At 44.1% G+C, this 14,093-nt stretch carries 11 protein-coding genes; all 11 read right to left on the bottom strand.

Features of this window, described 5'->3' with window-relative positions; genetic code table 11:
- Positions 1 to 321: 321 nt before the first annotated feature.
- The 11 genes from MHN00_RS13500 to MHN00_RS13550 all read right to left on the bottom strand — a co-directional run bounded on the left by MHN00_RS13500 (position 322) and on the right by MHN00_RS13550 (position 14,051).
- Positions 322 to 1,026 carry a YIP1 family protein gene (locus tag MHN00_RS13500; RefSeq protein ID WP_202940920.1) on the bottom strand — a complete coding sequence of 235 codons (705 nt, stop codon included), beginning with the start codon at positions 1,024 to 1,026 and terminating at the stop codon, positions 322 to 324.
- Between the two features lie 275 nt (positions 1,027 to 1,301).
- Positions 1,302 to 3,026, bottom strand: a complete 1,725-nt coding sequence (locus tag MHN00_RS13505; RefSeq protein WP_239301451.1) for an SLC13 family permease — start codon at positions 3,024 to 3,026, stop codon at positions 1,302 to 1,304.
- Between the two features lie 16 nt (positions 3,027 to 3,042).
- Positions 3,043 to 4,458, bottom strand: a complete 1,416-nt coding sequence (gene cysN / locus MHN00_RS13510; RefSeq protein ID WP_239301452.1) for a sulfate adenylyltransferase subunit CysN — start codon at positions 4,456 to 4,458, stop codon at positions 3,043 to 3,045.
- Between the two features lies 1 nt (position 4,459).
- The gene (gene cysQ / locus MHN00_RS13515; protein ID WP_239301453.1) at positions 4,460 to 5,251 is read right to left on the bottom strand and encodes a 3'(2'),5'-bisphosphate nucleotidase CysQ; all 792 of its coding nucleotides are present in this window, start codon (positions 5,249 to 5,251) and stop codon (positions 4,460 to 4,462) included.
- Positions 5,251 to 5,847 carry an adenylyl-sulfate kinase gene (gene cysC / locus MHN00_RS13520; protein ID WP_014948796.1) on the bottom strand — a complete coding sequence of 199 codons (597 nt, stop codon included), beginning with the start codon at positions 5,845 to 5,847 and terminating at the stop codon, positions 5,251 to 5,253. The genes cysQ and cysC overlap by 1 nt, the downstream gene beginning before the upstream one ends.
- A complete protein-coding gene (gene cysD / locus MHN00_RS13525) occupies positions 5,847 to 6,761 on the bottom strand; it encodes a sulfate adenylyltransferase subunit CysD (RefSeq protein ID WP_014948797.1) in 915 nt (304 codons plus the stop codon). Before cysD ends, cysC begins: the two co-directional genes overlap by 1 nt.
- A gap of 265 nt (positions 6,762 to 7,026) precedes the next feature.
- Positions 7,027 to 8,532: a sodium/proline symporter PutP gene (putP, locus tag MHN00_RS13530; protein ID WP_239301454.1), complete on the bottom strand. Its 1,506-nt coding sequence runs from the start codon at positions 8,530 to 8,532 to the stop codon at positions 7,027 to 7,029.
- Positions 8,533 to 8,648: 116 nt separating this feature from the next.
- Positions 8,649 to 10,397, bottom strand: coding sequence for a GGDEF domain-containing protein (locus tag MHN00_RS13535; protein WP_239301455.1), 1,749 nt, complete (start codon positions 10,395 to 10,397; stop codon positions 8,649 to 8,651).
- Between the two features lie 429 nt (positions 10,398 to 10,826).
- A complete protein-coding gene (locus tag MHN00_RS13540) occupies positions 10,827 to 11,531 on the bottom strand; it encodes a DUF3379 family protein (RefSeq protein WP_014948800.1) in 705 nt (234 codons plus the stop codon).
- The gene (locus MHN00_RS13545; RefSeq protein WP_014976004.1) at positions 11,524 to 12,081 is read right to left on the bottom strand and encodes a sigma-70 family RNA polymerase sigma factor; all 558 of its coding nucleotides are present in this window, start codon (positions 12,079 to 12,081) and stop codon (positions 11,524 to 11,526) included. The genes MHN00_RS13540 and MHN00_RS13545 overlap by 8 nt, the downstream gene beginning before the upstream one ends.
- Before the next feature lie 116 nt (positions 12,082 to 12,197).
- Positions 12,198 to 14,051, bottom strand: a complete 1,854-nt coding sequence (locus MHN00_RS13550) for a DUF885 domain-containing protein (RefSeq protein WP_239301456.1) — start codon at positions 14,049 to 14,051, stop codon at positions 12,198 to 12,200.
- Positions 14,052 to 14,093: the final 42 nt, after the last annotated feature.

Genomic DNA, 14,093 nt, shown 5'->3' on the forward strand with positions numbered 1-14,093 from the left:
CCCGAAGGGCGAGTTTAAAATGTCCGTACTCTTTGTTGTGTCACCTTGATGTAGAACCACTATACCTGCGGTAACACGCCGCGATTACGAACATTTTAACTCTCGCTGAGTGGGTAATGATCTATGCGGATTGGTATAATGATACTTCGTGTGACGACAAAAGCGGCAATGATGCTATTCATGGGTAGTGAAAGAAATGAAAGGGGGCGTCTTTTTAAAGTGAGGCTGCGCGGCCAGATTATAGAAGCGCTGTACTAAAATACTGTATTAATAGCACAGCGCACTTTTCGTATAGTGGGCGCGTTACATTCGCAAGGTTAATTAGAACAAGGCGAGGGCAATCAACCAGATGCCGTAGATAACAATATAAGGTGCACTTGCAATTAATGCCGCCTTTTTAAGAGAAAAGGCGGTCCATTGAGTAATACCTACGGTGGCTAAATAAATGCCCCAGAATAGCTCTACCCTTAACGCCTGGCCGAAAGCGTACCAAGGCGAGTCCATCGGGATATTCGCAATATACCCAAGGGACGCTGGCGATAAAATTGATGGCGCGACTTGATGGTCGCCTGCGAACAACAGCAAAGCAACACCCACTAAACCAGTAAGCACATAAGGCATTGAAAGCCACCAAGCGAAACCATACCAGTCAGTAAAGCCATACACATGGCTGTCGTCAGAACGGGTCATTAAATTCACGTACACGGCGTAAATGGCGTTTACGATAATAGGAACAAAAAAGGCACCTATAACCGATGACCAAAGCAAAGCATCCCTGGTGAAGAAGGCCTTCATTTGCTCTTCTTCTGCCGGACTCATATCCCCTTGCGCGGCAATATTCATCTGAGCGAACCATTCAATGTCAACGAAGTTTACATACAAGTACTGGGAAACAAGAGAAATAGCCATGAACAAAATAAATGGCATCCAGCTCCAATTGTTGTTTTCACCTACTGCTTTAAATACGCCATTAGGCTTGAAGAAAATATCGTTACACGCTTGAAAGGGGTTCGTTACATTGTGCATCCCTTGCTCCTATTTCGTTTTCTTATTACTCTGTCTCTGGATAAAGCCATGAGTCATTGTTAGCTTGCCAACAGGCAGGCAATAAATTGAGTTATAGATTACTGTTGGCTACAGGTGTTGTACAGCACAACATCTTGATATTTGTAAGAGAAAATGAATGTATTGAAAGGTTATAAATCAAAAAGGGAAGCGCTTGCTTCCCTTTACGTAATGCTGCTGATTGCTGCTCTATCTTTGGTGATTTTCAGTGTACTCTCAAAACACGCCGCAAGACCTTACAAATAAGTAATATTAAGCAGTGTCAAAACTATGGTGCTGTACAACAGCGAAATAGGCAGTCCAATTTTCATAAAATGCGAAAACTTATAATTCGCCGCATTATAAACAAGCAAGTTGGTTTGATAGCCGAACGGTGAAATAAAACTGGCACTTGCTGCAAATGCTACCGCTAATGCAAATGGCACTAGCGGTGCGCCAATGATTTGCACTAACCCGTAGACAAACGGGAACATTAATGCCGCAGCAGCGTTGTTGGTAACGAACTCTGTTAAAACCAGTGTTAGCAAGTAGATGACTAACAATGCTATGAACCAGTCAGTACCCGACAACACCGGCATAAGTGCCTCGGTGGTTATATTTATAACTCCTGAATTTTCTAATGCGGTTGCCAGGCTTAGCGCGCCGACGATCACAACAATCAAATTCAACGGTAAGTTTCGTTTCATTTCGCCGTTTGACGTGACCCTAACGCCAATTAGCACAGCAGCTAAAAACAGCAGACCAATAGCCAGTGAAATGACATTAGTTGCAGCTAATAACACCGTGGAAAGGAAGCCGCCAAGGGTAATCCACTCTTGCTTGTTAGTTAGTGGTCGGGCAATTTTTTGCTCTGACAAAATAAAAAAGTTTTTATTTAAATTTTGACGAGTTGCAAAGTCTGGGCCTGTAGCTAAAAGTAAGAAGTCACCTGCTTGAAGCTTTATTTCTCCTAATTTGCCAGACAGCTGCTCTCCATCGCGGCGAATGGCTACAACGGCCGCATCAAACAGGGCTCTAAAGCCAAGTTTTTTAATGGTTTGCCCAATAACTTGAGCGCGATTGGCAACAACTACCTCGGTTAAGCTCTCACGCAATACCCCATCGGTCTCAGCAAACATGCTTAGTCCCTTTATGTGGCTAAGGTTGTCAAGCTTTTGAACGTTGCCAGAGAAGATCAGTTTGTCGTTTTCTAGAATGACCAGGTCAGGCCCAACAGGCGATATCAGGTTGCCATTGCGCACCACTTCTACCAAAAAGAGTTCTGGTAAGTTACGTAAATGGTTTTGTTCTACGGTTTTGCCTATGAGTTCTGAACCAGACTCCACTTCGGCTTCAACCATATACTCGTGATAGTTATTACTTTTATTGCCAATATGAGGTAGCAAAGGAAGTAATAAAAACATGAGTAGACCACAGCTTAAACCCGCTACGGTGCCATAAAGTGTGAAGTCAAAAAAGTTAAAGCCTGGATGCCCATGCTCTTGCAAAAAGCTGTCTACGATCAGGTTGGTAGACGTACCGATTAAGGTGACCGTACCGCCTAAAATAGCTGCGTATGAGAGCGGGATTAGCAATCGAGAAGCAGGATGATATTGGTTTTGCTTAATTGGACCAATAAGGCTTGCCACAATAGCCGTATTGTTCAAAAGCGCAGACGATATAAAGGTCAGTGAAAACAAGCGCCAATAGGATTGAGTAAAGTTAGCACTTACTAGTTTCCTACCTAGGCGTTTTATTAGCGCTGTTTTATCAATTGCACTGCTTACCAAAAGCAACAAAACAAGGGTAATAAGACCCTTGTTTGTTAAATTTAGCAAGATGTCATCAAGAGATAACTGCTGGGTAACCAGTAAAGCTAACACTGCACCAGAAAATACAGTGGAAGGGCGCTGATTGGTAAATATCAGCGCGCATATCGTACTGGCAAATACTGCCAGTACGATGAACTGGGTCACATCCATATTGCTCCAGTCCTGCTTAAAGTTTACTGATATCCACAGAGTTCCAATGCGGGAAGTGCTTGCGTACTAGTGCATTGAATTCAAGCTCGAACTCAGAGAAGTTTGGCGATGTATGCTGTGCGTCACCCGCAATTTCGTCAATGATCATACCAGCACCAACAGTGCCGTTGGTCAAGCGATCGATAACGATGAATGAACCGGTAGGGCGGTTGCGCTTGTACGGGTCACATGCAACGGGCTGAGTAAACTTAACGTCTACTACACCAATCTCGTTAAGATTTAAGTGCATAGCATCCGTTTCTTCCAACGTGTTCACATCAATTTGATTATCGATATGAGCAACTACCCCTGGCGTTGATTTAGTCGCGAACTTAAACAAGTATTGCTTGTTTGGCATTAGCGGCTCTTCAGACATCCACACAAGGTGAGTTTTAAATTGCGTGTTAAGCAGTGGCAAGTTGTCTGATTTTACAATCATATCGCCACGAGAGATGTCAATTTCATCTTCAAGCGTTAGCGTTACCGCTTGTGGTACATAAGCGCGCTCTTGGTCGCCTTCAAACGTAACGACTTGCTTCACCTTTGATTTCTTACCAGAAGGAAGTGCCGTTACTTCATCACCTGGTGCAACTTGGCCAGATACCACGGTACCCGCAAAGCCACGGAAATCTAGGTTAGGGCGGTTAACGTATTGTACCGGAAAGCGGAAATCTTCATGGTTGTCGTCTTCACCGATTTCAATGTTTTCCAGCATTTCCATAAGTGGCGTGCCGTCAAACCATGGTGTCTTTTCGCTCTTGCCTACTACGTTGTCGCCTTCAAGTGCTGAAATAGGTACGAACTGAATGTCAGGAATATCAAGCTGCTCAGCAAACTTCAGGTAGTCTTCCTGAATTTGCTTGTACACTTCTTCTGAATAGTCCATCAAGTCCATTTTGTTGATAGCAACAATAACGTGTTTTATACCTAGAAGAGAAACCAGGAACGAGTGACGTTTCGTTTGTACCTTAACGCCGCCGCGAGCATCAACAAGAATAATAGCAAGGTCGCACGTTGACGCACCGGTTACCATGTTACGGGTATACTGCTCGTGCCCAGGAGTATCTGCGATAATAAACTTACGCTTGTCAGTAGAGAAGTAGCGGTATGCTACGTCGATAGTAATCCCTTGCTCACGCTCAGACTGAAGACCGTCTACAAGAAGGGCAAGGTCAACTTTCTCGCCGGTAGTGCCCACTTTTTTACTGTCTTTAGTGATAGCTGCAAGTTGGTCTTCATAAATCATTTTAGAATCGTGAAGCAAGCGACCAATTAGGGTACTTTTACCGTCGTCTACGCTACCGCAGGTAAGGAAACGTAGCATGTCTTTCTTTTCGTGTTGTTCTAGGTAAGACAGAATGTCCTGTCTTAATAATTCGTTTTCATTGTTCATGTTATGCGCTCACAAGGAAAAAGGGGTTTAACACAGACTCTTTTTGGTTGTACGTAAGAGCGTCAGCGTTGTCATCTAATGGGTTTTCAGGGTCTAGTACGGTTACGTTTGCGCCTGCCGCTAGTGCGACTGCGTGCGCTGCACCTGTATCCCATTCAGATGTTGGGCCTAATCGAGGGTAAAGATGTGCTTCGCCCTCAGCCACCAAGCAAAGCTTCAGTGAGCTACCCATCGCCACAAGCTCGGTTTCACCTTTAAGCTGTGCCAATAAATTCTGAATTTCTGGGCTTTGGTGAGAACGACTACCTACCACTTTCCACACTTCGGCACCATCGTGCTTACGCGCAGAAATAGCGGTAAATTCGCCATTTACTTCAGTCCACGCACCTTCACCAACAATACCTACATAGCTTTTGTTTAGTGCTGGCGCGTAAACCACACCCATGGTCGGTTTACCGTTTTCGATAAGTGCAATATTTACCGTAAACTCACCGTTTTTCTTAATAAACTCTTTAGTGCCGTCTAGCGGGTCTACCAGCCAGTATGACGACCACGTTTTGCGCTCATCCCATGAAATATCTGCTGACTCTTCAGAAAGAATCGGCAGGTCAGATTCAGCTTCAAGGGCGTTTACGATTACGTTATGTGCGGCAAGGTCAGCTTCTGTTAGCGGGCTGGTATCCTGCTTTTCATAAATGGCGAAGTCTTTCTCGTAAATGGCCATTATCTTATCGCCAGCTTCTTTGGCGATAGCTAGCACTTTTTGTGCAAGACTATTTAAAGGCTGTGTCATTACACCAATCCCTTTTCTTGAAGCAAAGCATACAATCGCTCAGCGGTTTGCTCTGCTGGTTCATCCTGATAGGTTAAGTGTACTTCTGGCGCTTCAGGTGCTTCATAGGCTGAATCAATACCTGTGAAGTCCTTAATTTCACCGCTACGCGCTTTCTTGTATAGCCCTTTCGGGTCGCGTTTTTCACACACTTCAAGAGGTGTATCGATAAACACTTCTACAAACTCTCCGTCTTCCATTAAGCTGCGGCAATAATCGCGGTCGGCTTTGAAAGGCGAGATAAAAGCGGTAAGCACAATGGTACCGGCATCGACAAAAAGTTTAGCGACTTCGCTAATGCGGCGAATGTTTTCAACGCGATCTTTATCGCTGAAACCTAAATCGCCACACAGACCGTGGCGCACGTTGTCGCCGTCAAGCAGATAGGTGTGCTTATTCTGCTCGTGAAGCTTTTTCTCAAGCAGGTTGGCTAATGTCGATTTACCAGAGCCGCTTAAACCCGTTAGCCAGAATACACGAGGCGTTTGACCAAGCTTTTCAGAGCGGGTGGTCTTGTTTACTTCGTGTTTATGCCAAACAACGTTGTCGGTGGCCATTAGAAGTACCCTTCCATTTTCTTCTTCTCCATAGAGCCTGCGCTGTCATGGTCGATAACTCGGCCCTGACGTTCAGACGTCTTGGTAAGCAGCATTTCTTGGATAACTTCAGGTAGGGTAGCTGCTTCTGATTCTACCGCACCGGTAAGTGGGTAACAGCCAAGAGTACGGAAACGCACAGAGCGCATCTCTGGTACTTCACCTTCTTCTAGCGGCATACGGTCGTCGTCAACCATAATAAGAACGCCGTCGCGCTCAACGACAGGGCGAGGCTTAGATAGGTAAAGTTGCGGAATATCGATGTTTTCTAGGTAGATGTATTGCCAGATATCTAGCTCAGTCCAGTTAGACATTGGGAATACACGAATGCTTTCGCCTTTATTAACCTGAGAGTTATAAATATTCCAAAGCTCTGGACGCTGGTTTTTTGGGTCCCAGCGGTGGTTGCTGTCGCGGAATGAGTAAACACGTTCTTTGGCACGTGATTTTTCCTCGTCGCGTCGAGCGCCACCAAATGCAGCATCGAACTTATATTTGTTCAGTGCTTGTTTAAGTGCTTGGGTTTTCATGATGTCAGTATGTTTTGCTGAACCGTGGCTAAATGGGCCAACACCAGCTTCAACACCTTCTTCATTGATGTGAACAAGCAAATCAAAACCGTGCTTCTTAGCTTGTTCGTCACGGAACTTAATCATTTCACCAAACTTCCACGTGGTATCTACGTGTAATAGTGGGAAAGGAATTTTGCCGGGCGCGAACGCTTTACGGGCAAGGTGAAGCAGTACAGAAGAGTCTTTTCCTACAGAGTAAAGCATAACTGGGTTTTCAAACTCAGCAGCAACCTCACGGAAAATCTGGATACTCTCGGCTTCGAGTTGTTTCAAATGCGTTACAGACGGGATACTAGCAGTCATTTTGAAGTCCGAATTTTATGTTATATACAAAAAAGTTATATATGGGTTATTTTTCTGCATAGAACGATAACATATTTAATTTCAAAAGTAGTATGCGATTTTGCTATTTAAAATAGCTATCTTATTCCATTAAATAAAACTGTCATGCAATTGAAGCATAAGCCACTTTTTTCAAGGCCTATAAAAAGAAAAAAGCCCTGTTTAGTAATATAAACAGGGCTTGTTATTCACTTTCGTTGCGAATGACTTATTTCGTATCGTTCGCTTACCTTTCACTCAATTTGGTCTGGAAAGCGTCGAACGTATCAACCACACCTTCTCTTGGCGAGCCAGATTTACTTAAAATCATGATGGTTAAGCTAGATAAGATAAACCCAGGGACAATTTCGTACATCCAGTCACCAAGCTTTTGGCCGCCGATTTCAATAGGAAGATAAATCCACAGTAACACCGTCACTGCACCAACGATCATACCACCTAATGCAGCACGGCGAGTCATTTCACGCTTAAACAGGCTAAATAGTACAAGCGGTCCGAAGGCTGCACCAAAGCCAGCCCAAGCATTACTTACAAGCGTTAAAATGGTGCTGTCTTTATCATAAGCTAGATAGATTGCTACAAGCGCGACAACTACTACGCTGACTCGACCAGCAATGACGAGCTCGCCATCTGACGCATCACGTCTTAGGAAGGCTTGATAAAAGTCACTGGTTAGTGAACTTGAGGTTACCAACAGCTGAGAAGAAATAGTACTCATGATCGCCGCTAAAATTGCAGCGAGCAGGAAGCCACCGATGAGCGGGTGGAATAGAATTTGAGATAAGTAGATGAAGACGGTTTCTGGATCGATTTCGTTTCCGTTACCTGTTACATAGGCAAGGCCGAAAAGCCCCGTCATTAACGCACCAATAATCGACACAATCATCCAACTCATACCGATATTGCGCGCAGTTGGTATATCTTTAACAGAACGTATCGCCATAAAACGCACAATGATATGAGGCTGACCAAAATAACCTAGGCCCCATGACATCAGTGAAACAATGCCTATTACGCTTAGTGCTTCATTGGTAGACGCATCCATGAATGCATCGAAAAGCGCCGGATTAATGGTATCTAAGGCGTCAATTGACGCGCCGATTCCACCCAACTCGCTAATAACAACGGCAGGTACCATAATGAGAGATACAAACATGATGCACCCCTGAACGAAGTCGGTCATGCTTACTGCCATGAAACCGCCTACGAGGGTATAAGCTACGACGACACCCGCGGTGACGTATAAGCCGGTCTCATAAGTTAATCCAAATGATGTCTCAAAGAGCTTTCCGCCAGCTACCACACCAGAAGAGGTGTAAAGCGTAAAGAAGACAACGATAACCACAGAGGCTATAACGCGCAATAAACGCGTGTTGTCAGCGAAGCGATTTTCAAAATAGTCGGGGAGGGTAATGGAATTGTTGGCTACTTCAGTGTAAACGCGAAGGCGTGGAGCAACTAACATATAATTTGCCAGAGCACCGAGTGTCAAACCAACGGCAATCCAGCCAGCAGATAAGCCTGATACATACATTGCACCGGGTAAGCCCATGAGCATCCATCCGCTCATATCCGATGCACCTGCTGAAAGCGCGGTTACCGCGGGGCCTAGTTGGCGGCCGCCAAGCATATAGCCTTCTACGTTGGTGTCTGTCTGCCGATAAGCGAAAAGGCCTATCCCTAACATTACAACAAAATACAAACCCAACGAGATTATCGTGCCAGTAGCCATATAAATTCCCTATGTTTTTTCTTTCATGCTAACACCTATGACATAGAGTCTCTATGTCAGTCAGCGACCTTGCATGTTTTCTATACGGTAATTCGTAAATAAAGTTTGGCGAAAGATTAAATTGGTAAAGATGCAACACGCGCTCGACCTTCTCTTTTGGCTCTGTAGAGAAGCTCATCGCACATCTTGATAATGGTGTCTAGGTTGGTTTCTCCGTTGACGTCTAACAGACCCGAAGAAAAACTCACGGAAAACATTTCTTTTGTATTGCTCCAGTGTTTCTGGCGAGAAAGCGCGAAATTCAGCTCGTCCAGAATTCGCTTAGCAGACCTTTGGTCGGAGTCGGAAAAGTAAATCAAAAACTCTTCGCCGCCATATCGGCAGAGCTTGTCTGACTTACGAATACGGTTTTTGATAATCTGCGTAAAGGTAGTCAACACTTCATCACCGACAACGTGGCCGTATTTGTCATTAATCTTTTTAAAGTTGTCGACATCAAGTAGAGCAATACAGGACGCTTTATTGCCTTTCAGTGCTTTTTTCAAACTGTTTAGCATAGCTCGTCGCGTGAGAGCGCCGGTAAGTGAGTCACGCTCAGCTAGCAAGTCGCTCTGTCGTTTTGAAATCCATAGCCATAGTGCAAGAATGATGAGAATTGTGATAATCAACGCAAAAATGGTGGTTTTCATTGCTTCTTTGTCGGTAGAAAGGCCATCTTTTTCACTTCTGAGCACAGTGAGTTCTTTTTGTCGATATCGCGCTAACTCGATATCTTTCGCAATACCGTCGGTAAACGAAGAATTTGACAACTTGAATTGCTCAGTGTTTTTTTCAACAAGAAGCCTATTGTAGGTTTTCGAATGCTCATATGCTTTTTCGTAGTCACCCGAAGCATCGTAAAGCCTAGAAAGCTCCCGCTCTAACCTAAGCTTGATTTTTTCTTTAAAACCCGAATTTGGAATAGTAGCCAGAACGATATTGCGGTAACGCTGAAGGGAGTCTTGAAATTTAGCATCATCGTTCAATACCGCTGCGTAAAGTGCATCTGCGTAAGCTGAAAGCTCCTCAGTTCTTTGTTTTACCTCTGTGGTATCAAGCTGCCTGATTTGCGTCATGACTTCTTGCGCTAGCAGTTCATATCCTTCGCTTTTTTGAAACACTACTACACGAAGTCTTTGGACATACGTCAACAACTTTTCGTGCACTGACGTTACTGTGGACAAATGCTCTATTGCGTCGTTTGACATAGCCAATGCTTCTTCAAACTTATTTTGAATTAACAATGAATCGATGGCCGAGAAGTAGGCCCAAGTTTTTACCATGGTGTTGTTATCTTGCGTTTTACTTTCAATGATCTCTTTTGAGTGGAAAAATGCTCTGCTTGGAACGAAGAGTTCCAGATAAGCACCTCTCAGCCAATCATGTGCAATTACGTTTGATAACGCATTTTCTAAGCTTTTGTCTGATGAGTATCGAGGAAGGTGCGGTAACGCATATTCGATTTCATTAATTGCTTGTATTGGGTTCGCAAGGGTGAGTTCCATCGCTAACCATATGCTAGCTATAGCAGTGGCTCGTCGACTCCCAGTTTCTAGCGCTTCTCGCTGCAAACGGCGCAGTTCAGGAACAGAAAAATTTACTCTATGGTCAGAGCCTTTAAAATCATTTACCGCTCTAGCATAAATGTAATATGCCTTCGCAGCAGCGAAAAGCTCAGGCTTAATTGTCTTAAGCTCTTGCCAATGCTTATCTAATAGAGGCTCTTTAACGAAAAGTGGGATTCTCGGCGAGTCAGCATCATTCGCAGTATAAGTGGCCAACAAGTGTCTAAATATCACGCCTTCACTTTGCGTGTCATTCTGCAAACCGGCGCTCGTTAACATAGCAATGATATTCTCATTGCTCACCTCGCTAGGTGTATTCCAATGATAAATTGCCGTTGCAGCTATATGACTATAATTATCAAGTTTTTTTAGTCTAAGTGCGTTGGGAATATCTATACTTTGAGCAAAGACAGTGAAACAAGCTATTGCAGGAATCAAAAGGCAAATCATTAGCCTTGTAAAACGAAACCAAGCGCTCATTGTGATGGAGACCTCTTTACTGCGGGTAAGTGAATGAAGTGATTAACTGAAATTAAAACGGACGTTTTAACCTTTAAGTCGGAGTATAAGTTTTATTGAACAGGGTTTCATCTTAATTTTGGGCAAAAAAAATCGGCCCATAGGGGCCGACGAAGGGAAGTGCTAAAGATACGCACTTTTTTGGAACACTTTACAGTTACTTAACGTGTGTTAAGCAGAGAATTGAATCCTTTCTGACACCGCCTTTTTCATATCGCTTAAATCAGCATCTTTATCGCCAACAATCATTACATTGGCATGCTTCATTTTAATGCTCTCTCCATGGTACTGACCATCGGCAAACTCGCTTGGTACGGAGACATCTCCACGTTCAGGTACTACGAATACCGACATCTTGCCTTGTGGCGTATTCACAATCAGGTGAAGGCTTCTAACTGTGCTCAAATGGCAATAGTTTGCGACCTCTACACCGTCGAGCATTTCGCTAAAGCTGCCACCAAAGCTTGCTAGCTTTGCGTTAACCATGTTCAAATCAACAGGAAGCAACGAATGAGCGTGTTCCATTTCTGCGTACTGCATATGGGCAAGTGCTTGTCCGCCAATACTAAGCGGTTGGTGGTACCACATGGTAAGTCCGATACCTACAGTGAAAGCAACCGATGCAGCCATGGCTAAATACCAGCGACTTCTGCGTTTATAACGGGTGAATTCGTCTGCAGACTGCTGCCATATTAGCTTGCTTGCGAGATCCTCTGGTACATCGACTTTCAATGCTTGCTTTAATTGCTTATCTAACTGCTTTTGTTCATTCCAGAAACTGCGTTTACTTTCATCCGCTTTTGCCGCTTCTACAACATCACTGTCAGTCGTTTCTGGATCGGCGTAGATACGACGCCTAAATTCTAACTCATCCATTTACACGACCTCTCTGTTCATTTTGCTTCTCTAATGCCTCTTTTAGCTGATTCCTCGCTCTGAAAAGGCGAGTCATTACCGTGTTTTTGTTAAGCCCTAACTGGTTGGCGATCTCTTCGCCACTAAAACCGAAAATCAACTGGAGTATTAAGGGTTCACGATACTCCACACTCAATCCACCTAATAGTCGCTGAAGCTCTCTATCTTTCAAGTCCCCATCAGCATGCTGTGTGTCATCTTGAATATGGCAATCATCAATATCTACTGTGTCGAACTGTTTGCGTTCAAACCGACGGGCGTTTTCGCGGCGAAGAATGGTAATTAACCATGACTTTGCTGCTTTTTCATCATTTAGGGCGTCTAATGAGCGCCAAGCACGTAAAAAGGTTTCCTGAACAACATCTTCAGCAATGCTCTGGTCTTTGATAAGCCAAAATGCATAGCGGTAGATGTCGGCGTGAAATGCCTTTACTAATGCTTCATATCTTTGGTGTTTTGCTTTCATACCCGATAAGACCTGAGCACTATCGGATTTATTTCGCCCAAACATAAAAAAATCCAAAAACTTAATTTTTTCTCACTATGGCATAAAAAACGCGCCATTTCGTTAGCCGAAAGGCGCGTTTTCATTTTATTTCCAGTGATCAGAGCACCTAGTTCGAAAAACTAGGTACGTTTTTGGGAAGTAATCCAAGCATTAATGTTTTCTTCTAAAATAGAAAGTGGGACTGGACCGTACTTCAATACCTCGTCATGGAAGCCTTTCCAATCAAACTTGTCACCAAGTTCAGCTTGGGCATGCTCTCTAAGTTCCATAATTTTCAGTTTACCAATCATATAGGCCGTAGCCTGACCTGGCATAGCAATGTAGCGCTCAATGGCTTTTTGCGCGTCGTATTTAGGGTTTGGCGTATTTTCAACAAGGTAATCTACGGCTTCTTCACGCGTCCATTTTTTCGCATGAATACCCGTATCAACCACAAGTCTGCAAGCGCGCCAAAGTTCCATGGCTAGACGACCGAAATCAGAATAAGGGTCTTTATAAAAGCCCATATCTTTTGCAAGTTCTTCGGTATATAGGCCCCAACCTTCTGTGTATGCGGTAAAGCTCAAGAATTTCTGGAATTGAGGTACACCTTCTAGCTCTTGTGCAATAGCGCGCTGCATGTGGTGACCTGGGATGCCTTCGTGATACGCCAGCGCCTCTAACTGATAAGTAGGCATTGCTTTCATGTCATAAAGGTTTGCGTAATAAATACCTGGGCGGCTGCCATCTTGCGCTGGGCTTTGATAAAACGCCTTGCCCGCAGACTGTTCGCGGAACGCTTCAACACGTTTAACAATCATTGGCGCTTCTGGAAGAATACCAAAGTATTCAGGAATCGCCTCTCGCATGTCGTCTATGGCGGTTTTCGCCATATCAAGGTATTGCTGTCTACCTTCATCTGTTGAAGGTAGATAGAATTGCTCGTCTTCACGCATGAAAACGAAAAACTCTTGAAGGGTGCTTTCAAATTTCACTTGTTTCATAATGTCGCGCATTGCATCGTGTATGCGCTCTACATTGTCTAAGCCAATTTGATGGACTTCTTCAGCGGTTAGGTCTGTAGTGGTAAACCAGTTTAGACGATTCTGATACCATTGATCACCATTGGGTAAGCGCCACACACCATCGCCTTCAGGCGTGATTTCCCTTTGATGGGCGAGTTCTTCGATAAACTTCTCGTATGACGGCATGACTGACGTTACCAAAGCGGCTTTCGCTTCACCTAATAACGTCGTTTTTTCCGCCTCTGTAATATCCAGGCTATTTACTTTATTTTGAAAATCTTCCCAGATAGTTGAAGGTATTTCGCTAGAATCAAACGGTGCGCCGGTAATCACGTTTTTTGACGCATCAATCATTTGATCGTAGGCCCATGCTGGGGGGAATACTCCGGCTTTTTCGCGAACTTTCATTTGTTCGATAACTTGATCAAAGTACGTACGTACATTGTCTAGTCGTCCAATGTAGGCCTTAGCGTCCTCTTTACTCTTTACGCTGTGAATGTTGATAAGGAAGCTAGGCACTTGTGTATGCGCGGCGCGGAACTGATGTACAATGTAACGGTGATGTCGAAATTCGTCGTTAGCTAAATCGCGCTCAATACCCAGTTCATACAGGCGCAAGCTTAGCTGTTCCTGTTCACTTAACTTACTGGTGTCAAAACTATTAAGCTTTTCTAGTCGGTTTTTGGCGATGGCAATGCGAGCATCAGCTTCTTCGTCACTGATGTCATCCCATTTGTCATAGTCCCATTTTTTACCCAAGTAACTTTGAAATAATGGCGAACGCTTAAGATCTTCTTCAAAAGTACGTTCGAAGAACGCATTAAGGCGCTCTGATTCAGACTGCCCGGCTGGCTGTTCTGTTTTAATAGGTTCTGGCGCTGTTTTAGCGGTTTCACTTGCAGGAGAGCAAGCCGTAAGCGTGGTAATGGCCAAGGCAATTGGCGTTAGCTTTACTAGTGTTTTCTTCATTATATTCCCCGTCGCGTTTAATTGATTATTTTTATGAGCTAA

It is taken from the genome of Alteromonas sp. Cnat2-8 (assembly GCF_022348355.1).
Classification (GTDB): Bacteria; Pseudomonadota; Gammaproteobacteria; order Enterobacterales; family Alteromonadaceae; genus Alteromonas; species Alteromonas macleodii.

What these genes read in the sequence shown, in the direction of transcription:
- MHN00_RS13500 (WP_202940920.1), bottom strand. Translation starts at nt 1,026, where the DNA reads ATGCACAATGTAACGAACCCCTTTCAAGCGTGTAACGATATTTTCTTC.
- MHN00_RS13505 (WP_239301451.1), bottom strand. Translation starts at nt 3,026, where the DNA reads ATGGATGTGACCCAGTTCATCGTACTGGCAGTATTTGCCAGTACGATA.
- cysN (WP_239301452.1), bottom strand. Translation starts at nt 4,458, where the DNA reads ATGAACAATGAAAACGAATTATTAAGACAGGACATTCTGTCTTACCTA.
- cysQ (WP_239301453.1), bottom strand. Translation starts at nt 5,251, where the DNA reads ATGACACAGCCTTTAAATAGTCTTGCACAAAAAGTGCTAGCTATCGCC.
- cysC (WP_014948796.1), bottom strand. Translation starts at nt 5,847, where the DNA reads ATGGCCACCGACAACGTTGTTTGGCATAAACACGAAGTAAACAAGACC.
- cysD (WP_014948797.1), bottom strand. Translation starts at nt 6,761, where the DNA reads ATGACTGCTAGTATCCCGTCTGTAACGCATTTGAAACAACTCGAAGCC.
- putP (WP_239301454.1), bottom strand. Translation starts at nt 8,532, where the DNA reads ATGGCTACTGGCACGATAATCTCGTTGGGTTTGTATTTTGTTGTAATG.
- MHN00_RS13540 (WP_014948800.1), bottom strand. Translation starts at nt 11,531, where the DNA reads ATGGATGAGTTAGAATTTAGGCGTCGTATCTACGCCGATCCAGAAACG.
- MHN00_RS13545 (WP_014976004.1), bottom strand. Translation starts at nt 12,081, where the DNA reads ATGTTTGGGCGAAATAAATCCGATAGTGCTCAGGTCTTATCGGGTATG.
- MHN00_RS13550 (WP_239301456.1), bottom strand. Translation starts at nt 14,051, where the DNA reads ATGAAGAAAACACTAGTAAAGCTAACGCCAATTGCCTTGGCCATTACC.